The sequence below is a fragment of the Pseudomonas sp. efr-133-TYG-103a genome (genome assembly GCF_030209235.1).
GTDB lineage: Bacteria > Pseudomonadota > Gammaproteobacteria > Pseudomonadales > Pseudomonadaceae > Aquipseudomonas.
On record NZ_JARVSK010000013.1, the window covers coordinates 239,680 to 263,147 of the forward strand.

Here is a 23,468-nt window from a genome sequence, read left to right on the forward strand (position 1 = left end):
GTTCTCCTAGGCTTCACACGTTTCCGACGCTGGATTGACCACTTCGTCGAAAGACGCCCGATCCAACAGTTCTTTGTCAAATTTGATATAGATGGCGGCTTCATCCGCCACCACTACTGCATCTGTTACTCCGCGTATCGCCAACACGCGCTCCGCCAGGCCTGTGTCGCGTTGAGCCTCGGGCGACAGCGGCAAGCGAAGGCTGGTTACATACGGAGGTTCGCGCATGGTAACAGCAAATGCCAACCAGAGGGCGGCCAGACCGGCGCCACCCAGGAACACCACATCCAGTCCACCGTGCTGAAACAGCCAACCGCCGAGGATCCCGCCAGCCGCAGAACCGAGGAACTGACTGGTGGAATAAATCCCCATCGCTGTGCCTTTACCGCCCGCCGGAGACACCTTGCTGATCAGCGAAGGCAGCGACGCCTCCAGCAGATTGAACGCGGTAAAAAACACGACAGTGCCAATCACCAGTGCCCGGAGCGTGTCGCCGAACTCCCAGAAGAATAGCTCAGTGAGCATCAGGACGATCACGGCGCCGAGCAGGATACGCTTCATCTGCCGCTTCTTCTCACCGTAAATGATGAACGGGATCATGGCGAAGAAGGAAATCAGCAGCGCGGTCAGATAGACCCACCAGTGCTGCTCTTTGGGCAGACCGGCTTTCTCGACGAGCGCCAGCGGTAATGCGACGAAACTGGACATGAGCATCGCGTGCAACGCGAAGATACCCAAATCAAGACGCAGCAGATCCGGGTGACGAAGCGTCGCGCCGAGCGCCTGACGCGCAAGGCCCGACTCACGATGTTGAAGGGTCACGGTGGACTTGGGCACCACGAACGCGATGATCGCAATGCCGACCAGCGCCATGGCACCGGTGGCCAGGAACAGGCCGGACAAGCCGAACGCGCTGGTCAGAATGGGGCCCACCACCATCGCGATGGCGAACGAGACACCGATCGTCATGCCGATCATCGCCATTGCCTTGGTGCGATGCTGCTCGCGGGTCAGGTCCGACAGCAACGCCATGACTGCGGCCGAAATGGCGCCGGCGCCCTGCAGGACGCGACCGGCAATGACGCCCCAGATGGATGTCGACTGCGCAGCCAGCACACTGCCCAGCGCGAATACGACCAGTCCCAGATAAATGACCGGGCGCCTGCCTATGCGGTCGGAAATGATGCCGAACGGGATCTGCAGGACAGCCTGGGTCAGGCCGTATGCACCAATCGCCAGCCCAATGAGCGCCGGACTCGCGCCCGCCAGGTCCATGCCGTACGTAGCCAGGACCGGCAAAACCATGAACATGCCAAGCATACGGAACGCGAACACCAGCGCCAGACCGCCCGCCGCGCGGGTTTCGCTGCCGCTCATGCGCTCGCTATGAGAATCGTGCATGGAAGAACCTCGTATGAACCGGCGGCGATTCTACCAGTCCCATCGATGTACAGCACATACGACGCTTTGCCGCGCATCGTCGCCGCAACCGTTGAAAGGATGCTGGAGCGTTCCCATTAGATAGTGTGCATCCATCCAGTATTTGACCGTATACTGCTACGTTTTCGACGCCCGCCGTGCGAGGCCACTTTGGACAAGATCCTGATTCGTGGGGCCCGAACCCACAACCTGAAAAACATCGACCTCACCCTGCCACGCGACAAACTGATCGTCATCACCGGGCTATCCGGTTCGGGCAAGTCGTCGCTGGCGTTCGACACGCTGTACGCCGAAGGCCAGCGCCGCTATGTCGAATCGCTGTCGGCCTATGCCCGGCAATTCCTTTCGATGATGGAAAAACCGGATGTCGATACGATCGAGGGCCTCTCACCGGCCATCTCCATCGAACAGAAGTCGACGTCCCACAACCCGCGCTCCACCGTGGGGACCATCACTGAAATCTACGACTACCTGCGCCTGCTGTACGCACGCGTGGGCACGCCGCGCTGCCCGGATCACGATATCCCGCTGGAAGCGCAAACGGTCAGCCAGATGGTTGATCTGGTGCTGGCCGAGCCGGAAGGCAGCAAGCTGATGCTCCTCGCACCCGTGGTCCGCGAGCGCAAGGGCGAGCATCTTGCGGTGTTCGAAGAACTGCGTGCGCAAGGCTTCGTGCGTGCCCGGGTCAACGGAAAACTGTGCGAACTCGATGAATTGCCGAAACTGGATAAACAGAAGAAGCATTCCATTGATGTGGTCGTCGACCGTTTCAAGGTGCGCTCCGACCTCCAGCAGCGTCTGGCGGAGTCGTTCGAGACCGCGCTCAAGCTGGCCGATGGCATCGCGCTGGTTGCACCAATGGACGACGAACCCGGCGAAGAGATGATCTTCTCGGCGCGCTTCGCCTGCCCGATCTGCGGCCATGCGATCAGCGAACTCGAGCCCAAGCTGTTCTCCTTCAACAACCCGGCCGGCGCATGCCCGACCTGCGACGGCCTGGGCGTAAAACAGTTCTTCGACACCAAGCGCCTGGTCAATGGCGAACTGACCCTCGCAGAGGGCGCCATACGTGGCTGGGACCGGCGTAATGTCTATTACTTCCAGATGCTCGGGTCATTGGCGAAGCACTACGGATTTAGCCTGGAGGTGCCGTTCCGCGAGTTGCCGGCCGATCAGCAGAAAATTCTGCTCAGCGGCAGCGGCACGCAAAACGTCGACTTCCGCTATCTCAACGATCGCGGGGACATTGTAAAGCGGGCTCACCCGTTCGAAGGCATCGTGCCGAACCTTGAGCGCCGCTACCGCGAAACCGAGTCGACGACCGTGCGCGAGGAGCTTGCCAAGTTCCTGAGCACGCAGCCGTGCCCGGACTGCCGGGGTACGCGTCTGCGTCGCGAGGCTCGACATGTCTGGGTCGGCGAGAAAACCCTCCCCGCCGTGACCAGCCTGCCGATTGGCGACGCGACTGACTATTTCGGTGATCTGAAGCTCACTGGCCGTCGTGGCGAGATCGCCGACAAGATCCTCAAGGAGATTCGCGAACGACTCCAGTTTCTGGTCAACGTCGGACTGGATTACCTGACACTGGACCGCAGCGCGGACACCCTGTCCGGCGGCGAGGCGCAGCGTATCCGTCTCGCCAGTCAGATTGGCGCCGGCCTGGTCGGGGTGATGTATATCCTCGACGAGCCGTCGATCGGCCTGCACCAGCGTGACAATGATCGGCTGCTCGACACACTTCGCCATCTGCGGGACATCGGCAACACGGTTATCGTGGTCGAGCATGACGAAGATGCCATCCGCCTGGCCGACTACGTGGTCGATATCGGTCCGGGGGCTGGCGTCCATGGCGGCAGCATCGTTGCAGAAGGTACGCCGCAGGAAGTCATGGACCATCCTGACTCGCTGACCGGCAAATACCTCTCCGGACGCGTGAAGATCGAGGTGCCGGCCAAGCGCACACCGCGTAACAAGAAGCTTTCGTTGAAGCTCAAAGGCGCGCGGGGCAATAACCTGCGCAACGTCGATCTGGAGATTCCGATTGGCTTGCTGACGTGCGTGACAGGTGTTTCGGGGTCGGGCAAATCGACGTTGATCAACAACACGCTGTTCCCGCTCAGCGCCACCGAGCTGAACGGCGCCACGACGCTGGAGGCCGCCACCCACGACAGCATCGACGGGCTGCAGCATCTGGACAAAGTGGTCGACATCGACCAGAGCCCCATTGGTCGTACGCCGCGCTCCAACCCGGCGACGTATACCGGGCTGTTCACGCCAATTCGCGAACTGTTCGCCGGCGTGCCGGAATCACGTTCGCGGGGTTATGGGCCAGGCCGTTTCTCGTTCAACGTCAAAGGCGGACGCTGCGAAGCCTGTCAGGGCGACGGCCTGATCAAGGTCGAGATGCACTTCCTGCCGGACATCTACGTGCCGTGCGATGTGTGCAAGAGCAAGCGCTACAACCGTGAAACCCTTGAGATCAAGTACAAGGGCAAGAGCGTCCATGAAGTGCTGGAGATGACCATCGAAGAGGCCCGCGCCTTCTTCGACGCTGTCCCCGCCCTCGCGCGCAAGCTGCAAACGCTGATGGATGTAGGGCTTTCCTATATCAAGCTGGGTCAGTCAGCGACGACGTTGTCTGGCGGCGAAGCGCAGCGGGTCAAGCTCTCTCGCGAGCTGTCAAAGCGCGACACTGGCAAAACCCTGTACATTCTCGACGAACCCACGACAGGTTTGCATTTCGCCGACATTCAGCAATTGCTGGACGTGTTGCATCGTCTGCGAGACCACGGCAACACCGTGGTGGTGATCGAGCATAACCTTGACGTGATCAAGACCGCTGACTGGCTGGTCGACCTCGGGCCGGAGGGCGGCTCCAAAGGTGGACAGATCATCGCGACGGGCACACCGGAGCAGGTTGCGCAGATGAAGCAGTCCTACACGGGTCACTACCTCAAGCCGCTGCTGGAGCGGGATCGCGCCTGATGGGGTAAACCCCCGCCGACAAAAAAGCCCCTGTCACGATGCGCGTGGCAGGGGCTTTTTTTTAGCTGCGGAAATCAGAACTGCGATTGCAGATAGTTTTCCAGGCCGATGGACTTGATCAAGCCGAGCTGCTTTTCAAGCCAGTAAGTGTGATCTTCCTCGGTATCGGCCAGTTGCAGGCGCAGGATGTCGCGACTGACGTAATCCTTGTGCTGCTCACACAACGCGATGCCTTTGCACAATGCTGCGCGAACCTTGTACTCAAGGCGAAGATCGCTGGCGAGCATTTCCGGAACGGTTGTGCCCACGTCCAGGTCATCCGGGCGCATACGCGGCGTACCTTCGAGCATCAGAATCCGACGCATCAACGCATCAGCGTGTTGTGCCTCTTCTTCCATCTCGTGATTGATACGCTCGTAGAGCTTGCTGAAACCCCAGTCCTCATACATCCGGGAATGGATGAAATATTGGTCGCGCGCAGCCAACTCACCGGTCAGCAGCGTGTTGAGGTAGTCAATTACATCCGGGTGGCCTTGCATCGCCGTGAATCTCCTCTCTAAAGGCGATAGTTTGAACCAACATGACCGGAAGGTCACTTCACCAAAAGCAAAAAAGTGAAGAAAAGAACCGAAATTCTGACATTTGGTGTCGAAAATACGGGTAAATGAGGAGGGTTCCGTTTATCACTTAGAATTAGCGCAATAATTCCGCAAACCACGGTGGGAGTTGGCGTTTATACGTCCATGTAAAAAACAAAAAACCGGGCACTGGGCCCGGTTCTTTGTACAGACTGACGTCTTATTCAGCGGCTTCTACAGAACCACCGACAGGACGATCAACGAGCTCAACGTACGCCATAGGCGCGTTGTCGCCAGCGCGGAAGCCGCACTTCAGGATACGCAGGTAGCCGCCCTGACGGGTTGCATAGCGCTTGCCCAGATCGTTGAACAGCTTGCCGACGATTTCTTTCGAACGAGTACGGTCGAAAGCCAAACGACGGTTAGCAACGCTGTCTTCCTTGGCCAGAGTGATCAGCGGCTCGGCAACGCGGCGCAGTTCTTTGGCTTTCGGCAGGGTAGTTTTGATCAGCTCGTGCTCGAACAGCGACACCGCCATGTTTTGAAACATGGCCTTGCGGTGCGAGCTGGTACGGCTCAGGTGACGTCCACTTTTACGATGACGCATGGTTCATTCCTTACCAAACACTACGTTCGGTGATTACGACGATCAGGCAGTCGCCTTGTCGTCCTTCTTAAGACTTGCAGGCGGCCAGTTGTCGAGGCGCATGCCGAGGGAGAGACCACGAGAAGCCAGAACGTCCTTGATCTCGGTCAAGGATTTCTTGCCCAGGTTCGGAGTCTTCAACAGTTCTACTTCGGTGCGCTGAATCAGGTCGCCGATGTAGTAAATGTTCTCCGCCTTAAGGCAGTTGGCCGAACGTACAGTCAGTTCCAAATCGTCAACCGGACGAAGCAGGATCGGATCGATCTCGTCTTCCTGTTCGACAACTACCGGCTCACTGTCACCTTTGAGGTCGACGAACGCAGCCAACTGCTGTTGCAGGATGGTTGCTGCACGACGGATAGCCTCTTCAGGATCCAGAGTACCGTTGGTTTCCAGATCGATAACCAGTTTGTCCAGGTTAGTACGCTGTTCGACACGGGCGTTTTCCACCACGTATGCGATACGACGAACCGGGCTGAACGAAGAGTCGAGCTGCAAGCGACCAATGCTGCGGCTTTCGTCTTCGTCGCTCTGACGCGAGTCTGCTGGTTCATAACCGCGACCACGAGCTACAACGAGCTTCATGTTCAGGGCGCCGTTAGACGCCAGGTTAGCGATTACGTGATCGGGGTTAACGATCTCGACATCATGATCCAGCTGAATATCGGCAGCGGTAACCACCCCCGAACCCTTCTTCGACAAGGTCAGCGTAACTTCGTCTCGACCGTGCAGCTTGATAGCCAGACCTTTAAGGTTCAACAGGATTTCAATGACGTCTTCCTGTACACCTTCGATGGCGCTGTACTCATGGAGTACACCGTCAATCTCGGCCTCGACTACTGCACAGCCGGGCATGGAGGACAACAGGATGCGGCGCAGCGCGTTGCCCAGGGTATGGCCGAAACCACGCTCGAGAGGCTCGAGAGTGATCTTGGCGCGGGTTGGACTGACAACCTGCACATCAATGTGGCGGGGTGTCAGGAACTCATTTACCGAAATCTGCATGGATGCACCTATTTTCTAGCCCTTACTTGGAGTAGAGCTCGACAATCAGGCTTTCGTTGATGTCGGCGGACAGATCACTGCGAACTGGAACGCTTTTGAAAACGCCAGATTTTTTCTCAGTGTCTACTTCTACCCATTCTACGCGGCCACGTTGGGCACACAGATCGAGAGCCTGGACGATACGCAGTTGGTTTTTCGCTTTTTCGCGAATAGCGACCACGTCACCAGCACGAACCTGGTAGGACGGAACGTTAACGGTTTTGCCGTTTACGCTAACCGACTTGTGCGATACCAGCTGACGAGATTCGGCACGAGTAGAACCGAAACCCATACGGTATACGACGTTGTCCAGACGGCATTCGAGCAGTTGCAGCAGGTTCTCGCCAGTTGCGCCTTTCTTGCCGGCCGCTTCTTTGTAGTAACCGCTGAACTGACGCTCGAGAACGCCATAGATACGACGGACTTTCTGCTTTTCACGCAGCTGGGTGCCGTAGTCGGATTGGCGGCCGCGGCGTTGACCGTGGATGCCTGGTGCTGCTTCGATGTTGCACTTCGATTCGATAGCGCGCACGCCGCTCTTCAGGAAGAGATCGGTGCCTTCGCGACGAGCGAGTTTGCATTTTGGACCAATGTAACGAGCCATTCTTTACAATCTCCTGGATTACACGCGGCGCTTCTTCGGCGGACGGCACCCGTTGTGCGGGATTGGCGTCACGTCGGTGATGCTGGCGATCTTGTAGCCACAGCCGTTCAAAGCACGGACAGCGGATTCACGACCTGGACCTGGACCTTTGACATTGACGTCGAGGTTTTTCAGGCCGTATTCCAGCGCAGCTTGACCAGCACGCTCAGCAGCTACTTGAGCAGCGAACGGGGTGGACTTGCGGGAACCGCGGAAACCCGAACCACCGGAGGTAGCCCAGGAAAGAGCGTTACCTTGACGGTCGGTAATGGTCACGATGGTGTTGTTAAAAGAAGCATGGATGTGGGCGATGCCATCAACCACTGTCTTTTTAACTTTTTTACGAGGACGAGCAGCAGGTTTTGCCATGATTTAATTCCTGTCGATTCGCTGGGGCGATTACTTGCGGATCGGCTTACGCGGACCTTTACGGGTACGCGCGTTGGTCTTGGTACGCTGACCGCGTACTGGAAGACCGCGACGATGACGCAGACCGCGATAGCAACCGAGGTCCATCAAGCGCTTGATTTTCATGTTGATTTCGCGACGCAGGTCACCTTCAGTGGTGAACTTCGCGACTTCGCCACGCAGCTGTTCAATCTGCTCGTCGCTCAGATCTTTGATCTTCGCCGCCGGGTTAACCCCGGTGGTAGCACAGATTTTCTGTGCAGTCGTGCGACCAACACCATAGATGTAGGTCAGCGAGATAACAGTATGCTTGTTATCTGGAATGTTAACGCCTGCAATACGGGCCATTCAGTGGGACTCCAATTGACAGCTACCTACGCCCCGGAAGCCAAGAAATAGGGCGCGAGATAATATCGCTGTAATAACAAATAATCAACCCAGCAGCGCACTAGCTGCTGGGCTTTTAGCACAGATCACACTCAGCCTTGGCGCTGCTTGTGACGTGGTTCCGCGCTGCAAATTACTCGAACAACACCTTCGCGGCGAATAATCTTGCAGTTACGGCACAGCTTTTTCACCGATGCACGAACTTTCATCACCAACTCCTCGAACCTTATGGGTGCTTCAGCGCAGCATGCCGCTGCCGTAGCCCTTCAGGTTGGCTTTCTTCATCAGGGATTCATACTGGTGCGAAACGAGGTGAGATTGCACTTGGGACATGAAGTCCATAACAACCACGACCACGATCAGCAACGAGGTCCCGCCAAGGTAGAACGGCACGTTTGCGGCAACCACCAGGAACTGGGGCAGCAGACACACGGCCATCATATAGAGAGCACCGAACATGGTCAGACGGGTCAGCACGCCATCAATATAACGCGCAGACTGCTCACCAGGACGGATACCCGGAATAAAGGCACCGGACTTCTTCAGGTTTTCCGCTACGTCTTTCGGATTGAACATCAACGCCGTATAGAAGAAGCAGAAGAAAATAATCCCTGCACTAAACAGCAGAATATTCAACGGCTGACCAGGAGCGATCGACTGCGAGATGTCCTGCAACCAGCCCATACCTTCAGACTGACCGAACCAGGCACCCAACGAAGCCGGAAACAGCAGAATGCTGCTTGCGAAAATAGCCGGAATGACACCGGCCATGTTCACTTTCAACGGCAAGTGGCTGGTCTGCGCAGCGAAGACCTTGCGGCCCTGCTGACGCTTGGCGTAGTGAACGGCGATACGACGCTGACCACGCTCAATGAACACCACGAAACCGATAATCGCTACTGCCAGCAAACCGATGGCGACCAAAGCGAAAATGTTGATATCACCCTGACGCGCAGACTCGAAAGACTGCCCGATCGCTCTCGGAAGACCGGCGACGATACCCGAAAAAATCAACATCGAGATACCGTTACCAACACCGCGCTCTGTAATCTGCTCGCCCAGCCACATCATGAACAGCGCACCGGCCACGAAGGTGGTGACTGCAACGAAGTGGAAGCCGATATCAGCAGAGAAAGCAACGCCCTGACCGGCCAAGCCAATGGACATGCCAATAGCTTGAACCAGGGCCAGGACGACGGTGCCATAGCGGGTGTATTGGCTGATCTTGCGACGACCAGCCTCACCTTCCTTCTTCAACTGCTCCAGCTGTGGGCTGACAGCGGTCATGAGCTGCATGATGATCGATGCCGAAATGTACGGCATGATCCCCAGTGCAAAGATGCTCATGCGCTCCAGCGCACCACCGGAAAACATGTTGAACAAGCTAAGAATGGTCCCCTCATTCTGTCGAAACAGGTCCGCCAGCCGGTCAGGGTTGATACCTGGAACTGGGATATGCGCACCGATCCGGTAGACGATAATCGCCAGGAACAGAAATCGCAGTCGAGCCCAGAGCTCGGACAACCCGCCGCTTTTGCTGAGCGCTGAGAGAGCACCTTGCTTAGCCATTTATTCCTCGAACTTGCCGCCAGCTGCTTCGATAGCCGCACGCGCACCTTTGGTGGCTGCGATACCTTTGAGGGTGACCGCGCGAGTAACCTCACCGGACAGCATGATTTTCACACGCTGTACGTTTTGGTTGATCACGTTGGCATCCTTCAGGGACTGCACAGTTACAACGCCTTCAACTTTAGCCAGCTCGGAGGTGCGGACTTCTGCACGATCCATAGCCTTCAAAGAGACGAAGCCGAACTTTGGCAGACGACGATGCAACGGCTGTTGACCGCCTTCGAAGCCCGGAGCGATGGTGCCACCGGAGCGGGAGGTCTGACCTTTGTGGCCACGGCCACCGGTCTTACCCAAACCACTACCGATACCACGGCCCGGACGATGCTTCTCGCGACGGGAACCCGGCGCAGGACTCAGATCATTGAGTTTCATCGATTAACCCTCGACTCGCAGCATGTAGTAAGCCTTGTTGATCATCCCACGGTTTTCCGGGGTGTCAGCGACTTCTACAGTGTGACCGATGCGACGCAGACCCAGACCCTTAACGCACAGTTTGTGGTTAGGGATGCGGCCGCTCATGCTTTTGATCAAAGTGACTTTAACGGTAGCCATGATCAGATGATCTCCTCAACGTTCAAGCCGCGCTTGGCAGCAATGGACTCAGGAGACTGCATGGCCTTCAGACCCTTGAACGTTGCGTGAACAACGTTGACAGGGTTGGTCGAACCGTAGCACTTGGCCAGAACGTTCTGAACGCCGGCAACTTCCAGGACAGCACGCATTGCGCCGCCGGCGATGATGCCAGTACCTTCAGAAGCAGGCTGCATGTAAACCTTGGAAGCACCGTGAGCGGACTTCATGGCGTACTGCAGAGTGGTGCCGTTCAGATCAACCTGGATCATGTTGCGGCGAGCAGCTTCCATTGCCTTCTGGATCGCAGCAGGCACTTCACGCGACTTGCCACGGCCGAAGCCAACACGGCCCTTACCATCACCTACCACGGTCAACGCGGTGAAAGTGAAGATACGGCCGCCTTTTACGGTTTTTGCTACGCGATTAACCTGAACCAGCTTCTCGATGTAGCCTTCGTCGCGTTTTTGGTCGTTATTTGCCATAACTTAGAACTCCAGCCCGCCTTCACGAGCAGCATCAGCCAGCGCCTTGACGCGACCGTGGTACTTGAAGCCGGAACGATCAAAAGCCACTTGCGATACACCGGCGGCTTTCGCACGCTCAGCGATCAGCTGGCCAACTTTAGTGGCCGCGTCGATGTTGCCAGTGGCCCCATCACGCAGTTCTTTGTCCAAAGTCGAGGCGTTTGCCAGGACTTTGCTGCCGTCGGCCGAAATGACCTGGGCATAAATGTGCTGCGAAGAGCGGTACACGCAGAGACGCACGACTTCGAGTTCGTGCATTTTCAGGCGTGCTTTGCGAGCGCGACGCAGTCGGGTAACTTTTTTGACGGTCATTTGCTATGCCCTACTTCTTCTTGGCTTCTTTACGACGGACGACTTCGTCCGCGTAACGCACGCCTTTGCCTTTGTACGGCTCTGGACGGCGGAAGTCGCGGATCTCAGCGGCCACTTGACCAACCAACTGCTTGTCGATACCACGGATCAGGATATCGGTTTGGTTGGGAGTCTCAGCGGTGATGCCTTCCGGCAGTTCGTAATCCACTGGGTGCGAGAAGCCAAGAGCCAGGTTCAGCACCTTGCCTTTTGCTTGCGCTTTGTAACCAACACCGACCAGCTGGAGCTTGCGCTCGAAGCCTTGGCTTACGCCCTGGACCATGTTGTTTACCAACGCACGAGTGGTACCGGCCATTGCGCGAGTCTGCTGATCGCCGTTGCGAGCAGCAAAACGCAGCTCACCGGACTCTTCAACAATTTCAACGGACGAGTGAACGTTCAGGTCGAGAGTGCCCTTGGCACCCTTCACCGAAAGCTGCTGGCCGACGAGCTTGACTTCGACGCCTGCTGGCAACTTAACGGGGTTCTTAGCTACGCGTGACATGCTTATCCCCCCCTTAGAACACAGTGCAAAGCACTTCGCCGCCGACACCGGCAGCGCGCGCAGCACGATCCGTCATCACACCTTTGTTGGTGGAGACGATAGACACGCCGAGACCGCCACGAACTTTTGGCAGATCATCAACGGACTTGTACTGACGCAGGCCTGGACGGCTAACGCGCTTGACTTCTTCGATGACTGGACGGCCTTCGAAGTATTTCAGCTCGATGGACAGCAACGGTTTGGTTTCGCTGCTGATCTGATAACCCGCAATGTAACCTTCGTCCTTGAGAACTTTGGCTACAGCTACCTTCAACGTGGAAGATGGCATGCTTACGACGGGCTTTTCAGCCATCTGGGCATTACGGATACGAGTTAGCATGTCCGCTAACGGGTCCTGCATACTCATGGGCTAGACGCTCCTGATACAAAAAAAATGAGCCTTGCGGCTACAACCTATCGCCTAAAAATTCCGGGCACGTGAAGACACGGGCTCTGGCGAGCCGGCAATTCTAGACGCACCCCAGAAACGAATCAAGCCCCAAAAGGGGCTTGATTCGAATTCAGGCATCACGCCGGTCGGTTTCGACGAATCCGAGCGGCGCGTTGCGAGAAGTACGGCTTACCAGCTGGCTTTAACCAGACCTGGTACGTCGCCACGCATTGCTGCTTGACGCAGCATGTTACGGCCGAGGCCGAACTTGCGGTAAACGCCGTGCGGACGACCGGTCAGACGGCAACGGTTACGCATGCGCGAGGCGCTTGCGTCACGTGGTTGCTTCTGAAGTGCGACGGTCGCTTCCCAACGTGCTTCTGGACTTGCGTTCAGATCCACGATGATCGCTTTCAGCGCAGCACGCTTGGTAGCGTACTTGGCAACGGTGAGCTGACGCTTCAGCTCACGGTTTTTCATGCTCTTCTTGGCCATGGTCCTACTCCAATCAGTTGCGGAACGGGAACTTAAAAGCACGCAGCAGTGCGCGACCTTCTTCGTCCGTACGAGCAGTGGTGGTCAGGGTAATGTCCAGACCGCGCAGGGCATCGATCTTGTCGTAGTCGATTTCCGGGAAAATGATCTGCTCTTTCACGCCCATGCTGTAGTTGCCACGACCATCGAAGGACTTGGCATTCAGGCCGCGGAAGTCGCGAACCCGAGGCAGGGAGATCGACAGCAGACGATCCAGGAACTCGTACATACGCTCACGGCGCAGAGTCACTTTGACGCCGATCGGCCAACCTTCACGGACTTTAAAGCCAGCGATGGATTTCCGAGCGTAAGTCACAACGACTTTCTGGCCGGTGATCTTTTCCAGGTCAGCAACAGCGTGCTCGATGACTTTCTTGTCGCCGATCGCTTCGCCCAGACCCATGTTCAGGGTGATCTTGGTAACGCGTGGAACTTCCATCACGTTCTCAAGCTTAAGTTCTTCCTTAAGCTTGGGTGCGATTTCCTTCCAGTAAATCTCTTTCAGTCGTGCCATGGTCTTCTACCTAGCAGTGTTCAAGCATCAACCGCTTTTTGGGTCGACTTGAAGACACGAATTTTTTTGCCGTCTTCAACTTTGAAACCAACGCGGTCAGCCTTGTTGGTTGCGCCGTTGAAAATGGCGACGTTGGAAGCGTGCAGTGGCGCTTCTTTCTCGACGATACCGCCCTGTACGCCCGACATCGGGTTAGGCTTGGTATGACGCTTCACCAGGTTGATCCCACCAACGACCAGACGGTCGTCAGCGAGAACCTTGAGCACCTTACCGCGCTTACCTTTGTCTTTGCCGGCGATCACGATGATCTCGTCGTCACGACGAATCTTTTGCATGTCGGATCTCCTTACAGCACTTCTGGGGCGAGCGAGACGATCTTCATGAACTTCTCAGTACGAAGTTCACGGGTCACTGGCCCAAAGATACGGGTGCCGATCGGCTCTTGCTTGTTGTTCAACAGAACAGCAGCGTTGCCGTCAAAGCGGATGATGGAGCCGTCTGCACGACGAACACCGTGGCGAGTGCGGACTACAACAGCAGTCATCACTTGACCTTTCTTCACCTTACCGCGCGGAATTGCTTCCTTTACGGTCACTTTGATGATGTCACCGATACCAGCGTAACGACGATGAGAGCCACCAAGCACCTTGATGCACATAACGCGGCGAGCGCCGCTGTTATCGGCCACATCGAGCATGGATTGAGTCTGAATCATATAATTTCTCCGACCCCTAGCCCTTAGACTTCCACAGCGCGTTCGAGAACATCAACCAGCGCCCAAGATTTGGTCTTGGCCATCGGACGAGTTTCACGAATAGTGACCTTGTCGCCGATGTGGCATTGGTTGGTTTCGTCGTGCGCGTGCAGCTTAGTCGAACGCTTAACGTATTTACCGTAGATCGGGTGCTTGACGCGACGCTCAATCAGAACGGTGATGGTCTTGTCCATCTTGTCGCTGACAACACGGCCAGTCAGCGTACGGACGGTTTTTTCGGCTTCAGCCATGATTACTTACCTGCCTGCTGGTTGAGCACAGTCTTCACGCGAGCGATGTCACGCTTAACTTGCGAGAGCAGGTGAGACTGCCCCAACTGGCCAGTTGCCTTCTGCATGCGCAGATTGAACTGGTCGCGCAGCAAGCCGAGCAGTTGCTCGTTCAGTTGCTGTGCTGATTTTTCACGAAGTTCATTCGCTTTCATCACATCACCGTCCGCTTAACAAAGGAGGTGGCGAGCGGCAGCTTTGCAGCAGCCAGGGCGAAAGCCTCACGCGCCAACTCTTCGGAAACACCCTCGATTTCATACAGGACTTTGCCTGGCTGAATCTGGGCAACCCAGTATTCGACGTTACCCTTACCTTTACCCATACGAACTTCGAGGGGCTTTTTGGAGATAGGCTTGTCCGGGAATACACGGATCCAGATCTTGCCACCACGTTTTACGTGACGGGTCAGAGCACGACGCGCTGACTCGATCTGACGAGCGGTGAGACGACCACGAGCTACAGACTTCAGCGCGAACTCGCCGAAGCTGACTTTGCTACCGCGCAGTGCCAGACCACGGTTGTGGCCGGTCATCTGCTTGCGGAACTTCGTACGCTTTGGTTGCAACATTTGGCGTACCCCTTACTTAGCAGCTTTTTTACGAGGCGCTGGTGCTTGCGGTTTCAGCTCTTCCTGGCGACCACCAATTACTTCGCCTTTGAAGATCCAAACCTTTACACCGATCACACCGTAGGTGGTGTGAGCTTCGTAGTTGGCATAGTCGATGTCGGCACGCAGGGTGTGCAGTGGCACACGACCTTCGCGATACCATTCAGTACGTGCGATTTCAGCACCGCCGAGACGACCGCTCACTTGGATTTTGATGCCTTTGGCACCAATGCGCATGGCGTTCTGTACTGCGCGCTTCATAGCGCGACGGAACATTACGCGACGCTCCAGCTGCTGAGCTACGCTCTGCGCAACCAGCATACCGTCGAGTTCCGGCTTGCGGATCTCTTCGATATTGATGTGCACAGGCACACCCATTTGCTTGGTCAGGTCCTGACGCAGTTTCTCAACATCTTCACCTTTCTTGCCGATCACGATGCCGGGACGAGCGGTGTGGATGGTGATACGTGCAGTCTGAGCCGGACGATGGATATCGATACGGCTTACGGACGCGCTTTTTAGTTTGTCTTGGAGATACTCACGCACCTTCAGATCAGCGAACAAGTAGTCCGCATAAGTCCGACCGTCTGCGTACCAGACGGAGGTGTGCTCCTTGACGATTCCCAGGCGAATGCCAATGGGATGTACTTTCTGACCCATCTCTTCGACTCCGTTACTTGTCAGCAACCTTGACAGTGATATGGCAAGACCGCTTGACGATGCGATCAGCACGGCCTTTGGCACGTGGCATGATGCGCTTCAGCGAACGCCCTTCGTTGACGAAAACGGTGGAGACCTTCAGGTCATCAACGTCTGCGCCTTCGTTATGCTCGGCGTTGGCTACGGCCGACTCCAGCACTTTTTTCATGATCTCGGCGGCTTTCTTACTGCTGAAAGCCAACAGGTTGAGCGCTTCGCCCACCTTCTTCCCGCGGATCTGGTCGGCGACCAAGCGGGCTTTCTGGGCGGAGATTCGAGCGCCCGACAACTTAGCGGCTACTTCCATCGTTCCTTACCCCTTAACGCTTGGCTTTCTTGTCTGCCACGTGCCCACGATAAGTGCGGGTACCGGCAAACTCGCCCAGTTTGTGGCCGACCATGTCTTCGTTCACGAGAACAGGAACATGCTGACGACCGTTATGCACAGCAATGGTCAGACCGACCATTTGTGGCAGGATCATCGAACGACGCGACCAGGTTTTAACTGGTTTGCGATCGTTCTTTTCCGCCGCCACTTCGATCTTCTTCAGTAGGTGAAGATCAATAAAAGGACCTTTTTTCAGAGAACGTGGCACTGTCGTATCCCTCTATTTACTTGCGACGACGGACGATCATTTTGTCGGTACGCTTATTACCACGAGTCTTCGCGCCCTTAGTCGGGAAGCCCCACGGCGATACCGGATGACGACCACCAGAGGTACGACCTTCACCACCACCATGTGGGTGGTCAACCGGGTTCATGGCAACACCACGAACGGTTGGGCGAACGCCACGCCAGCGCTTGGCACCAGCTTTACCCAGCGAACGCAGGCTGTGCTCGGAGTTGGAAACTTCACCCAGAGTTGCACGGCATTCGGACAGGACTTTACGCATTTCACCGGAGCGAAGACGCAGGGTCACGTAGACACCTTCACGAGCGATCAACTGAGCCGAAGCACCAGCGGAACGAGCGATCTGAGCACCTTTACCAGGCTTCAGCTCGATACCGTGAACGGTAGAACCCACTGGGATGTTGCGCAGCTGCAGAGCATTACCTGGCTTGATTGGAGCCAGTGCGCCTGCGATCAGCTGGTCGCCAGCACTCACGCCCTTCGGCGCGATGATGTAACGACGTTCGCCGTCTGCGTACAGCAGCAGTGCGATGTGAGCAGTACGGTTTGGATCGTATTCAATGCGCTCGACAGTGGCAGCGATGCCATCTTTGTCGTTGCGACGGAAGTCGACCAGACGATAATGCTGCTTATGACCACCACCAACGTGACGAGTAGTGATACGGCCATTGTTGTTACGACCACCAGACTTCGATTTTTTCTCGAGCAGCGGTGCGTGAGGAGCGCCTTTGTGCAGCTCCTGGTTGACCACCTTGACCACAAAACGGCGGCCAGGGGAAGTCGGTTTGCATTTAACGATTGCCATGATGCACCCCTTCCTTACTCAGCACTGCTGCTGAAATCGAGATCTTGGCCTGGCTGAAGGGAGATAACTGCCTTCTTCCAGTCATTACGCTTGCCCAGACCGCGAGCAGTGCGCTTGGTTTTACCCAGAACATTCAGGGTAGTCACGCGCTCTACTTTCACGCTGAACAGGCTTTCGACGGCCTTCTTGATTTCCAGCTTGGTTGCATCAGTAGCAACCTTGAAAACGAACTGACCTTTTTTGTCTGCCAGAACCGTAGCCTTCTCGGAAACGTGCGGGCCAAGCAGAACTTTAAATACGCGTTCCTGGTTCATCCCAGCAGCTCCTCGAATTTCTTCACGGCCGACACAGTGATCAACACTTTGTCGTATGCGATCAGACTAACTGGATCGGAACCTTGTACGTCACGCACATCAACGTGCGGCAGGTTACGAGCAGCCAGGTACAGGTTCTGATCAACAGCGTCCGACACGATCAGAACGTCGGTCAGGCTCATGTTGTTCAGTTTGCCCAGCAGGTCTTTGGTTTTCGGCGATTCAACGGCGAAATCCTGAACCACGACCAGACGATCAGTACGAACCAGCTCAGCGAGGATGGAGCGCAGTGCTGCGCGGTACATCTTCTTGTTGAGCTTCTGAGAGTGGTCCTGAGGACGTGCTGCGAAAGTGGTACCGCCGCCACGCCAGATTGGGCTACGGATAGTACCGGCACGAGCACGGCCAGTACCCTTCTGACGCCATGGGCGCTTGCCGCCACCGGAAACGTCGGAACGGGTCTTTTGCTGCTTGCTACCTTGACGGCCGCCAGCCATGTAGGCCACGACTGCTTGGTGAACCAGCGTCTCGTTGAACTCGCCGCCAAATGTCAGTTCGGAAACTTCGATCGCTTGAGCGTCATTTACATTTAATTGCATGTCAGCTTCCCCTTAACCGCGAGCCTTGGCTGCTGGACGTACAACCACGTTGCCGCCAGTAGCGCCAGGAACAGCACCCTTGACCAACAACAGATTGCGTTCAGCGTCCACGCGCACTACTTCCAGGGACTGCACGGTCACGCGCTCAGCGCCCATATGACCGGACATTTTTTTGCCCTTGAATACACGACCAGGAGTCTGGCACTGGCCGATAGAGCCTGGGACGCGGTGGGATACGGAGTTACCGTGGGTGTTGTCCTGACCGCGGAAATTCCAACGCTTGATGGTACCGGCGAAGCCTTTACCTTTCGACTGACCGGTAACATCTACCAGTTGGCCAGCTGCGAAGATTTCTGCATTGATCAGATCGCCGGCCTGGTACTCACCTTCTTCAAGGCGGAATTCCAGAACAGTGCGACCAGCGGCAACGTTCGCTTTAGCGAAGTGACCTGCTTGAGCTGCAGTCACGCGCGAAGCACGACGCTCACCGACAGTGACTTGCACTGCACGATAGCCATCGCTTTCTTCGGTTTTGAACTGGGTGACGCGATTCGGCTCGATCTCAATGACCGTGACCGGAATGGAGACACCTTCTTCGGTGAAAATACGGGTCATGCCCGCTTTTCGACCGACTACACCAATAGTCATGTTGTAAACCTCATGAGTGTACGGGGCTTTCACCCGCTATGGCCGCCCATTTCAGAGCGTTACACGACCAAGACCCAAGTCTTAGCCGAGGCTGATCTGCACTTCCACACCTGCCGCAAGATCAAGCTTCATAAGTGCATCAACGGTTTTATCCGTTGGCTGGACGATGTCCAGAACGCGCTTATGAGTGCGGATCTCGTACTGGTCGCGCGCGTCTTTGTTGACGTGCGGAGAAACCAGAACGGTGAACCGCTCTTTACGGGTAGGCAGTGGAATTGGACCACGCACTTGAGCACCAGTACGTTTCGCGGTTTCCACGATTTCCTGGGTGGATTGGTCGATCAGGCGATGGTCGAAAGCCTTCAACCTGATACGGATTTGCTGATTTTGCATTGGATTTCAGACTCCAGGCTACTTCCCACCGAGCGCAATACGCCCGTTAAAAGGAGGCGCAATTCTATAGACGAGCTAACAGAGTGTCAACCCAATAAAAAAGCCCCCGCAAGCGGGGGCTTTTTCTCAAATCAACGCTTAGGCGATGATTTTGGCTACGACGCCGGCGCCGACGGTACGACCGCCTTCACGGATAGCGAAACGCAGACCGTCTTCCATTGCGATTGGCTTGATCAGAGTGACGGAAACTTTAACGTTGTCACCTGGCATAACCATTTCGGTGCCTTCCGGCAGTTCGCAGCTACCAGTTACGTCGGTAGTACGGAAGTAGAACTGTGGACGGTAGCCTTTGAAGAACGGAGTGTGACGACCGCCTTCTTCCTTGCTCAGAACGTAGATTTCAGCTTCGAACTGAGTGTGAGGCTTAACGGTACCTGGCTTAACCAGAACCTGACCACGCTCAACGTCGTCACGCTTGGTACCACGCAGCAGAACGCCGCAGTTCTCGCCAGCACGGCCTTCGTCCAGCAGCTTGCGGAACATCTCAACGCCAGTGCAAGTAGTTTTAGTGGTGTCACGCAGACCCACGATCTCAACTTCTTCCTGGATCTTGATGATGCCACGCTCAACACGACCGGTAACAACGGTACCGCGACCGGAGATCGAGAACACGTCTTCGATTGGCATCAGGAACGGCTTGTCGATAGCACGAACTGGTTCTGGGATGTAGCTGTCCAGAGTCTCAACCAGTTTCTTAACGGCCGAGGTACCCATTTCGTTGTCGTCTTGGCCGTTCAGAGCCATCAGAGCAGAACCGATGATGATCGGAGTGTCGTCGCCTGGGAACTCGTAGGTGCTCAGCAGGTCACGAACTTCCATCTCGACCAGTTCCAGCAGCTCAGCGTCGTCAACCATGTCAGCCTTGTTCAGGAAGACAACGATGTACGGAACGCCAACCTGACGGGACAGCAGGATGTGCTCACGGGTTTGCGGCATCGGACCATCAGCGGCCGAGCAAACCAGGATCGCGCCGTCCATCTGGGCAGCACCTGTGATCATGTTTTTGACGTAGTCGGCGTGGCCTGGGCAGTCAACGTGCGCGTAGTGACGTACGGACGAATCGTACTCAACGTGAGCAGTGTTGATGGTGATACCACGAGCCTTTTCCTCTGGCGCGCTGTCGATTTTGTCGAAGTCGACTTTAGCCGAACCGAAAACTTCGGAGCAGACGCGAGTCAGAGCAGCGGTCAGAGTGGTTTTACCGTGGTCAACGTGACCAATGGTGCCAACGTTGACGTGCGGTTTGTTACGTTCAAATTTTTCTTTAGCCACGACAGTGAACTCCTAGCCTAAAGGGGCTGAATCAGCCTTGTTTTTTAACGAGAGCTTCGACGATGTTCGACGGAGCTTCGGAGTATTTGGAGAATTCCATAGAGTAGCTGGCGCGACCCTGAGACATGGAACGAACGTCGGTTGCATAACCGAACATCTCACCCAACGGAACCTCGGCGCGGATAACCTTGCCGGAAACCGTATCTTCCATACCCTGGATCATGCCGCGACGACGGTTCAGGTCACCCATCACGTCACCCATGTAGTCCTCAGGTGTTACAACTTCTACCTTCATGATCGGCTCAAGCACCACACCACCGCCCTTCTGGGCCAGTTGCTTGGTCGCCATGGAGGCAGCCACCTTGAACGCCATCTCGTTGGAGTCGACGTCGTGGTAAGAACCGTCAAAGACGGTAGCCTTCAGGCCGATGAGCGGATAGCCGGCAACAACACCGTTCTTCATCTGCTCTTCAATGCCCTTCTGAATGGCAGGAATGTATTCCTTAGGAACAACACCACCAACCACTTCGTTCACGAATTGCAGACCTTCCTGACCTTCATCAGCAGGAGCAAAACGGATCCAGCAATGGCCGAACTGACCACGACCGCCGGACTGACGAACGAACTTGCCTTCGATCTCGCAGTTCTTGGTGATCTTCTCACGGTAAGAAACCTGCGGTTTACCGATGTTGGCTTCGACGTTGAACTCACGGCGCATCCGGTCAACCAGGATGTCCAGGTGCAATTCGCCCATGCCAGAGATGATCGTCTGACCAGTCTCTTCATCAGTCTTGACGCGGAAAGACGGGTCTTCCTGAGCCAGCTTGCTCAGAGCGATACCCATTTTTTCCTGGTCATCTTTGGTCTTCGGCTCAACAGCAACCGAAATAACCGGCTCAGGGAAGTCCATACGCTCAAGGATAATTGGCTTATCCAAGGCACACAGGGTTTCACCGGTGGTTACATCTTTCATGCCGATCAGGGCAGCGATGTCACCCGCCAGTACTTCCTTGATTTCTTCACGGGTGTTGGCATGCATCTGAACCATACGGCCCACACGCTCTTTCTTGCCTTTCACCGAGTTCAGAACCGAGTCACCGGAATTCAGAGCACCCGAGTAAACGCGAACGAACGTGATCGAACCCACGAACGGGTCGGTCGCGATCTTGAACGCCAGAGCCGAGAACGGCTCGTTGTCGTCGGCATGACGCTCGTCATGACGAACAGCCGGATCGTCCTTGTCGAGTTCCTTGTCATCAGGGTTGATACCCTTGATCGCAGGAATTTCGACCGGAGCTGGCAGGTAATCAACAACGGCGTCGAGAACTAGGGGAACACCCTTGTTCTTGAACGAGGAACCGCAGACAGCCAGAACGATTTCGCCGGCGATAGTACGCTGACGCAGAGCAGCCTTGATCTCTTCGATCGACAGCTCTTCACCTTCCAGATACTTGTTCATCAGCTCTTCGTTGGCTTCGGCAGCAGCCTCGACCATGTTGCTGCGCCACTCGGCAGCCAGCTCTTGCAGCTCGGCAGGGATTGCTTCGCGACGAGGGGTCATGCCCTTGTCAGCGTCGTCCCAGTAAACCGCTTCCATGGTCATCAGGTCGATCTGGCCCTGGAAGTTGTCTTCCGAGCCGATAGCCAGCTGAATAGGCACTGGAGTGTGACCCAGACGCTGTTTGATCTGACCTACGACGCGCAGGAAGTTCGCACCAGCACGGTCCATCTTGTTGACGTAAACAAGACGTGGAACACCGTATTTGTTGGCTTGGCGCCATACGGTTTCCGACTGAGGCTCAACACCCGAGGTACCACAGAACACAACGACGGCGCCGTCGAGTACGCGCAGCGAGCGCTCTACTTCGATGGTGAAGTCAACGTGGCCCGGTGTATCGATGATGTTGAAGCGATAACGGTCTTTATGCTGTTTGACAGAGCCCTGCCAGAAAGCAGTGGTCGCAGCAGAAGTAATGGTAATACCACGCTCCTGCTCCTGAACCATCCAGTCCATGGTCGCGGCGCCATCATGCACCTCGCCCATTTTGTGGTTTACGCCAGTGTAAAAAAGGACGCGCTCGGTGGTGGTGGTTTTACCAGCATCCACGTGAGCAACGATACCGATGTTACGGTAGCGGTTAATCGGAGTAGTACGAGCCATAAAGCCCTCGCAAAAATAGTGACGCTGAGATTAGAAGCGGTAGTGCGAGAAAGCCTTGTTGGCCTCAGCCATACGGTGCACGTCTTCACGCTTCTTGACCGCAGCACCTTTGCCTTCAGCGGCGTCCAGCAGTTCGCCAGCCAAACGCAGAGCCATAGACTTCTCACCGCGCTTGCGCGCGAAGTCTACCAGCCAACGCATTGCCAGAGCATTACGACGGGACGGACGAACTTCGACCGGAACCTGGTAAGTAGCACCGCCAACACGGCGCGACTTTACTTCGACCAGCGGAGCGATGGCGTCGAGAGCTTTCTCGAAGATTTCCAGGGGATCGCTGTTCTTGCGTTCTTTAACCTTTTCCAGCGCGCCATAAACGATACGCTCGGCAACGGCTTTCTTGCCGCTTTCCATCACGTGGTTCATGAACTTGGCCAGGATTTGGCTTCCGTATTTTGGATCGTCAAGCACTTCGCGCTTGGCTGCTACGCGTCTTCTTGGCATGGATAAGCCCTCAAACGGTCTTCAGGTTAGCTCGGAAACAGAATCCAGAGGATTCGTCCGACCTTACTCTTATCGACTCAGAAAAATAGAAACTGCTGTTTACGTCAAGCGACCTTATTTAGGACGCTTGGTACCGTATTTCGAACGACCCTGGTTACGGCCTTTAACGCCGGAAGTATCCAAGGAGCCGCGAACGGTGTGGTAACGAACACCTGGCAAGTCTTTTACACGACCGCCACGGATCAGGACGACGCTGTGCTCTTGCAGGTTGTGGCCTTCACCACCGATGTACGAGGAAACCTCGAAACCGTTGGTCAGACGCACACGGCATACTTTACGCAGTGCCGAGTTAGGTTTTTTCGGCGTAGTCGTGTACACACGAGTGCACACACCACGACGTTGCGGGCAGTTCTGCAGCGCAGGCACGTCGGATTTCTCGACGATACGCTTACGCGGCTGACGTACCAGCTGGTTGATAGTTGCCATCTACTAGCTCCACTGTTGTCTTGCGACGCTATTGTCTTACAAGAAAAGCAAAATGG

At 55.8% G+C, this 23,468-nt stretch carries 35 protein-coding genes; 1 reads left to right on the forward strand and 34 read right to left on the reverse strand.

Annotation, left to right across the window (positions count from 1 at the left end; genetic code table 11):
* Positions 1-6 precede the first annotated feature (6 nt).
* Entirely contained in the window at positions 7-1,401 is a 1,395-nt protein-coding gene (locus QRN36_RS12475; RefSeq protein WP_093468895.1) for an MFS transporter, read from the reverse strand.
* Between the two features lie 189 nt (positions 1,402-1,590).
* Here QRN36_RS12475 and uvrA point away from each other — a divergent pair, with 189 nt between their 5' ends.
* Positions 1,591-4,425, forward strand: a complete 2,835-nt coding sequence (uvrA, locus tag QRN36_RS12480) for an excinuclease ABC subunit UvrA (RefSeq protein ID WP_285424344.1) — start codon at positions 1,591-1,593, stop codon at positions 4,423-4,425.
* Positions 4,426-4,499: 74 nt separating this feature from the next.
* Here uvrA and bfr read toward each other — a convergent pair whose 3' ends face one another.
* The 33 genes from bfr to rpsL form a co-directional block, all read right to left on the reverse strand.
* A complete protein-coding gene (bfr, locus tag QRN36_RS12485) occupies positions 4,500-4,964 on the reverse strand; it encodes a bacterioferritin (protein WP_108240395.1) in 465 nt (154 codons plus the stop codon).
* A 259-nt stretch (positions 4,965-5,223) separates the two neighbouring features.
* A complete protein-coding gene (rplQ, locus tag QRN36_RS12490) occupies positions 5,224-5,610 on the reverse strand; it encodes a 50S ribosomal protein L17 (RefSeq protein WP_002555463.1) in 387 nt (128 codons plus the stop codon).
* Between the two features lie 42 nt (positions 5,611-5,652).
* On the reverse strand, positions 5,653-6,654 hold the full coding sequence (locus QRN36_RS12495) for a DNA-directed RNA polymerase subunit alpha (protein ID WP_007970428.1): 1,002 nt from the start codon (positions 6,652-6,654) through the stop codon (positions 5,653-5,655).
* A gap of 22 nt (positions 6,655-6,676) precedes the next feature.
* Positions 6,677-7,297 (reverse strand): 30S ribosomal protein S4, encoded by a 621-nt coding sequence (gene rpsD, locus QRN36_RS12500; RefSeq protein ID WP_285424345.1) that lies wholly within the window; start codon positions 7,295-7,297, stop codon positions 6,677-6,679.
* Between the two features lie 18 nt (positions 7,298-7,315).
* Positions 7,316-7,705 carry a 30S ribosomal protein S11 gene (gene rpsK / locus QRN36_RS12505; protein ID WP_002555466.1) on the reverse strand — a complete coding sequence of 130 codons (390 nt, stop codon included), beginning with the start codon at positions 7,703-7,705 and terminating at the stop codon, positions 7,316-7,318.
* Between the two features lie 30 nt (positions 7,706-7,735).
* Complete coding sequence (gene rpsM, locus QRN36_RS12510) at positions 7,736-8,092, reverse strand: 30S ribosomal protein S13 (protein ID WP_004883692.1); 357 nt, start codon at positions 8,090-8,092, stop codon at positions 7,736-7,738.
* A gap of 131 nt (positions 8,093-8,223) precedes the next feature.
* Entirely contained in the window at positions 8,224-8,340 is a 117-nt protein-coding gene (rpmJ, locus tag QRN36_RS12515; RefSeq protein ID WP_002555468.1) for a 50S ribosomal protein L36, read from the reverse strand.
* 28 nt (positions 8,341-8,368) lie between these two features.
* Positions 8,369-9,700, reverse strand: a complete 1,332-nt coding sequence (gene secY, locus QRN36_RS12520) for a preprotein translocase subunit SecY (RefSeq protein WP_062384496.1) — start codon at positions 9,698-9,700, stop codon at positions 8,369-8,371.
* A complete protein-coding gene (gene rplO, locus QRN36_RS12525; RefSeq protein WP_037017733.1) occupies positions 9,701-10,132 on the reverse strand; it encodes a 50S ribosomal protein L15 in 432 nt (143 codons plus the stop codon). It lies immediately after the preceding gene.
* Positions 10,133-10,135: 3 nt separating this feature from the next.
* Positions 10,136-10,312, reverse strand: a complete 177-nt coding sequence (gene rpmD / locus QRN36_RS12530) for a 50S ribosomal protein L30 (protein ID WP_285424346.1) — start codon at positions 10,310-10,312, stop codon at positions 10,136-10,138.
* Between the two features lie 2 nt (positions 10,313-10,314).
* A complete protein-coding gene (rpsE, locus tag QRN36_RS12535; protein ID WP_093468883.1) occupies positions 10,315-10,815 on the reverse strand; it encodes a 30S ribosomal protein S5 in 501 nt (166 codons plus the stop codon).
* A gap of 3 nt (positions 10,816-10,818) precedes the next feature.
* A complete protein-coding gene (gene rplR, locus QRN36_RS12540) occupies positions 10,819-11,169 on the reverse strand; it encodes a 50S ribosomal protein L18 (RefSeq protein ID WP_037017727.1) in 351 nt (116 codons plus the stop codon).
* A 10-nt stretch (positions 11,170-11,179) separates the two neighbouring features.
* Entirely contained in the window at positions 11,180-11,713 is a 534-nt protein-coding gene (gene rplF, locus QRN36_RS12545) for a 50S ribosomal protein L6 (RefSeq protein ID WP_093468880.1), read from the reverse strand.
* Between the two features lie 13 nt (positions 11,714-11,726).
* Positions 11,727-12,119, reverse strand: a complete 393-nt coding sequence (rpsH, locus tag QRN36_RS12550) for a 30S ribosomal protein S8 (RefSeq protein ID WP_020290698.1) — start codon at positions 12,117-12,119, stop codon at positions 11,727-11,729.
* 213 nt (positions 12,120-12,332) lie between these two features.
* Positions 12,333-12,638: a 30S ribosomal protein S14 gene (rpsN, locus tag QRN36_RS12555; RefSeq protein WP_003186042.1), complete on the reverse strand. Its 306-nt coding sequence runs from the start codon at positions 12,636-12,638 to the stop codon at positions 12,333-12,335.
* A gap of 13 nt (positions 12,639-12,651) precedes the next feature.
* Positions 12,652-13,191, reverse strand: coding sequence for a 50S ribosomal protein L5 (gene rplE / locus QRN36_RS12560; protein WP_093468877.1), 540 nt, complete (start codon positions 13,189-13,191; stop codon positions 12,652-12,654).
* Positions 13,192-13,211: 20 nt separating this feature from the next.
* A complete protein-coding gene (gene rplX, locus QRN36_RS12565; RefSeq protein WP_002555478.1) occupies positions 13,212-13,526 on the reverse strand; it encodes a 50S ribosomal protein L24 in 315 nt (104 codons plus the stop codon).
* Positions 13,527-13,537: 11 nt separating this feature from the next.
* Entirely contained in the window at positions 13,538-13,906 is a 369-nt protein-coding gene (rplN, locus tag QRN36_RS12570; RefSeq protein WP_002555479.1) for a 50S ribosomal protein L14, read from the reverse strand.
* A gap of 23 nt (positions 13,907-13,929) precedes the next feature.
* Positions 13,930-14,196, reverse strand: a complete 267-nt coding sequence (gene rpsQ / locus QRN36_RS12575) for a 30S ribosomal protein S17 (RefSeq protein WP_003194644.1) — start codon at positions 14,194-14,196, stop codon at positions 13,930-13,932.
* 2 nt (positions 14,197-14,198) lie between these two features.
* Positions 14,199-14,390: a 50S ribosomal protein L29 gene (gene rpmC / locus QRN36_RS12580; RefSeq protein WP_002555481.1), complete on the reverse strand. Its 192-nt coding sequence runs from the start codon at positions 14,388-14,390 to the stop codon at positions 14,199-14,201.
* Positions 14,390-14,803: a 50S ribosomal protein L16 gene (rplP, locus tag QRN36_RS12585; protein WP_003228729.1), complete on the reverse strand. Its 414-nt coding sequence runs from the start codon at positions 14,801-14,803 to the stop codon at positions 14,390-14,392. The genes rpmC and rplP overlap by 1 nt, the downstream gene beginning before the upstream one ends.
* A gap of 12 nt (positions 14,804-14,815) precedes the next feature.
* Positions 14,816-15,502: a 30S ribosomal protein S3 gene (gene rpsC, locus QRN36_RS12590; RefSeq protein ID WP_003176422.1), complete on the reverse strand. Its 687-nt coding sequence runs from the start codon at positions 15,500-15,502 to the stop codon at positions 14,816-14,818.
* Positions 15,503-15,515: 13 nt separating this feature from the next.
* The gene (gene rplV / locus QRN36_RS12595) at positions 15,516-15,848 is read right to left on the reverse strand and encodes a 50S ribosomal protein L22 (RefSeq protein WP_003103908.1); all 333 of its coding nucleotides are present in this window, start codon (positions 15,846-15,848) and stop codon (positions 15,516-15,518) included.
* 13 nt (positions 15,849-15,861) lie between these two features.
* Positions 15,862-16,137 carry a 30S ribosomal protein S19 gene (rpsS, locus tag QRN36_RS12600; protein WP_002555486.1) on the reverse strand — a complete coding sequence of 92 codons (276 nt, stop codon included), beginning with the start codon at positions 16,135-16,137 and terminating at the stop codon, positions 15,862-15,864.
* 16 nt (positions 16,138-16,153) lie between these two features.
* The gene (rplB, locus tag QRN36_RS12605; protein ID WP_062384485.1) at positions 16,154-16,978 is read right to left on the reverse strand and encodes a 50S ribosomal protein L2; all 825 of its coding nucleotides are present in this window, start codon (positions 16,976-16,978) and stop codon (positions 16,154-16,156) included.
* A gap of 14 nt (positions 16,979-16,992) precedes the next feature.
* Positions 16,993-17,292: a 50S ribosomal protein L23 gene (gene rplW / locus QRN36_RS12610; protein ID WP_008374165.1), complete on the reverse strand. Its 300-nt coding sequence runs from the start codon at positions 17,290-17,292 to the stop codon at positions 16,993-16,995.
* Positions 17,289-17,891 (reverse strand): 50S ribosomal protein L4, encoded by a 603-nt coding sequence (gene rplD / locus QRN36_RS12615; RefSeq protein ID WP_093468874.1) that lies wholly within the window; start codon positions 17,889-17,891, stop codon positions 17,289-17,291. The genes rplW and rplD overlap by 4 nt, the downstream gene beginning before the upstream one ends.
* A gap of 12 nt (positions 17,892-17,903) precedes the next feature.
* Positions 17,904-18,539 (reverse strand): 50S ribosomal protein L3, encoded by a 636-nt coding sequence (rplC, locus tag QRN36_RS12620; protein ID WP_093468871.1) that lies wholly within the window; start codon positions 18,537-18,539, stop codon positions 17,904-17,906.
* Positions 18,540-18,620: 81 nt separating this feature from the next.
* Complete coding sequence (gene rpsJ / locus QRN36_RS12625) at positions 18,621-18,932, reverse strand: 30S ribosomal protein S10 (protein WP_003186070.1); 312 nt, start codon at positions 18,930-18,932, stop codon at positions 18,621-18,623.
* A 138-nt stretch (positions 18,933-19,070) separates the two neighbouring features.
* Complete coding sequence (tuf, locus tag QRN36_RS12630) at positions 19,071-20,264, reverse strand: elongation factor Tu (RefSeq protein WP_093468868.1); 1,194 nt, start codon at positions 20,262-20,264, stop codon at positions 19,071-19,073.
* Positions 20,265-20,295: 31 nt separating this feature from the next.
* Complete coding sequence (fusA, locus tag QRN36_RS12635) at positions 20,296-22,425, reverse strand: elongation factor G (RefSeq protein ID WP_093468865.1); 2,130 nt, start codon at positions 22,423-22,425, stop codon at positions 20,296-20,298.
* Between the two features lie 30 nt (positions 22,426-22,455).
* Positions 22,456-22,926, reverse strand: coding sequence for a 30S ribosomal protein S7 (gene rpsG / locus QRN36_RS12640; RefSeq protein ID WP_002555493.1), 471 nt, complete (start codon positions 22,924-22,926; stop codon positions 22,456-22,458).
* A 114-nt stretch (positions 22,927-23,040) separates the two neighbouring features.
* Positions 23,041-23,412 carry a 30S ribosomal protein S12 gene (gene rpsL, locus QRN36_RS12645; RefSeq protein WP_003186084.1) on the reverse strand — a complete coding sequence of 124 codons (372 nt, stop codon included), beginning with the start codon at positions 23,410-23,412 and terminating at the stop codon, positions 23,041-23,043.
* Positions 23,413-23,468 lie beyond the last annotated feature (56 nt).

Bases quoted from the DNA above. Each gene is read 5' to 3' on its own strand.
- QRN36_RS12475 (WP_093468895.1), bottom strand. From the start codon at position 1,401: ATGCACGATTCTCATAGCGAGCGCATGAGCGGCAGCGAAACCCGCGCG.
- bfr (WP_108240395.1), bottom strand. From the start codon at position 4,964: ATGCAAGGCCACCCGGATGTAATTGACTACCTCAACACGCTGCTGACC.
- rplQ (WP_002555463.1), bottom strand. From the start codon at position 5,610: ATGCGTCATCGTAAAAGTGGACGTCACCTGAGCCGTACCAGCTCGCAC.
- QRN36_RS12495 (WP_007970428.1), bottom strand. From the start codon at position 6,654: ATGCAGATTTCGGTAAATGAGTTCCTGACACCCCGCCACATTGATGTG.
- rpsD (WP_285424345.1), bottom strand. From the start codon at position 7,297: ATGGCTCGTTACATTGGTCCAAAATGCAAACTCGCTCGTCGCGAAGGC.
- rpsK (WP_002555466.1), bottom strand. From the start codon at position 7,705: ATGGCAAAACCTGCTGCTCGTCCTCGTAAAAAAGTTAAAAAGACAGTG.
- rpsM (WP_004883692.1), bottom strand. From the start codon at position 8,092: ATGGCCCGTATTGCAGGCGTTAACATTCCAGATAACAAGCATACTGTT.
- rpmJ (WP_002555468.1), bottom strand. From the start codon at position 8,340: ATGAAAGTTCGTGCATCGGTGAAAAAGCTGTGCCGTAACTGCAAGATT.
- secY (WP_062384496.1), bottom strand. From the start codon at position 9,700: ATGGCTAAGCAAGGTGCTCTCTCAGCGCTCAGCAAAAGCGGCGGGTTG.
- rplO (WP_037017733.1), bottom strand. From the start codon at position 10,132: ATGAAACTCAATGATCTGAGTCCTGCGCCGGGTTCCCGTCGCGAGAAG.
- rpmD (WP_285424346.1), bottom strand. From the start codon at position 10,312: ATGGCTACCGTTAAAGTCACTTTGATCAAAAGCATGAGCGGCCGCATC.
- rpsE (WP_093468883.1), bottom strand. From the start codon at position 10,815: ATGGCAAATAACGACCAAAAACGCGACGAAGGCTACATCGAGAAGCTG.
- rplR (WP_037017727.1), bottom strand. From the start codon at position 11,169: ATGACCGTCAAAAAAGTTACCCGACTGCGTCGCGCTCGCAAAGCACGC.
- rplF (WP_093468880.1), bottom strand. From the start codon at position 11,713: ATGTCACGCGTAGCTAAGAACCCCGTTAAGTTGCCAGCAGGCGTCGAA.
- rpsH (WP_020290698.1), bottom strand. From the start codon at position 12,119: ATGAGTATGCAGGACCCGTTAGCGGACATGCTAACTCGTATCCGTAAT.
- rpsN (WP_003186042.1), bottom strand. From the start codon at position 12,638: ATGGCCAAGAAGAGCATGAAAAACCGTGAGCTGAAGCGTCAGCTCACC.
- rplE (WP_093468877.1), bottom strand. From the start codon at position 13,191: ATGGCACGACTGAAAGAGATTTACTGGAAGGAAATCGCACCCAAGCTT.
- rplX (WP_002555478.1), bottom strand. From the start codon at position 13,526: ATGCAAAAGATTCGTCGTGACGACGAGATCATCGTGATCGCCGGCAAA.
- rplN (WP_002555479.1), bottom strand. From the start codon at position 13,906: ATGATTCAGACTCAATCCATGCTCGATGTGGCCGATAACAGCGGCGCT.
- rpsQ (WP_003194644.1), bottom strand. From the start codon at position 14,196: ATGGCTGAAGCCGAAAAAACCGTCCGTACGCTGACTGGCCGTGTTGTC.
- rpmC (WP_002555481.1), bottom strand. From the start codon at position 14,390: ATGAAAGCGAATGAACTTCGTGAAAAATCAGCACAGCAACTGAACGAG.
- rplP (WP_003228729.1), bottom strand. From the start codon at position 14,803: ATGTTGCAACCAAAGCGTACGAAGTTCCGCAAGCAGATGACCGGCCAC.
- rpsC (WP_003176422.1), bottom strand. From the start codon at position 15,502: ATGGGTCAGAAAGTACATCCCATTGGCATTCGCCTGGGAATCGTCAAG.
- rplV (WP_003103908.1), bottom strand. From the start codon at position 15,848: ATGGAAGTAGCCGCTAAGTTGTCGGGCGCTCGAATCTCCGCCCAGAAA.
- rplB (WP_062384485.1), bottom strand. From the start codon at position 16,978: ATGGCAATCGTTAAATGCAAACCGACTTCCCCTGGCCGCCGTTTTGTG.
- rplW (WP_008374165.1), bottom strand. From the start codon at position 17,292: ATGAACCAGGAACGCGTATTTAAAGTTCTGCTTGGCCCGCACGTTTCC.
- rplD (WP_093468874.1), bottom strand. From the start codon at position 17,891: ATGCAATTAAATGTAAATGACGCTCAAGCGATCGAAGTTTCCGAACTG.
- rplC (WP_093468871.1), bottom strand. From the start codon at position 18,539: ATGACTATTGGTGTAGTCGGTCGAAAAGCGGGCATGACCCGTATTTTC.
- rpsJ (WP_003186070.1), bottom strand. From the start codon at position 18,932: ATGCAAAATCAGCAAATCCGTATCAGGTTGAAGGCTTTCGACCATCGC.
- fusA (WP_093468865.1), bottom strand. From the start codon at position 22,425: ATGGCTCGTACTACTCCGATTAACCGCTACCGTAACATCGGTATCGTT.
- rpsG (WP_002555493.1), bottom strand. From the start codon at position 22,926: ATGCCAAGAAGACGCGTAGCAGCCAAGCGCGAAGTGCTTGACGATCCA.
- rpsL (WP_003186084.1), bottom strand. From the start codon at position 23,412: ATGGCAACTATCAACCAGCTGGTACGTCAGCCGCGTAAGCGTATCGTC.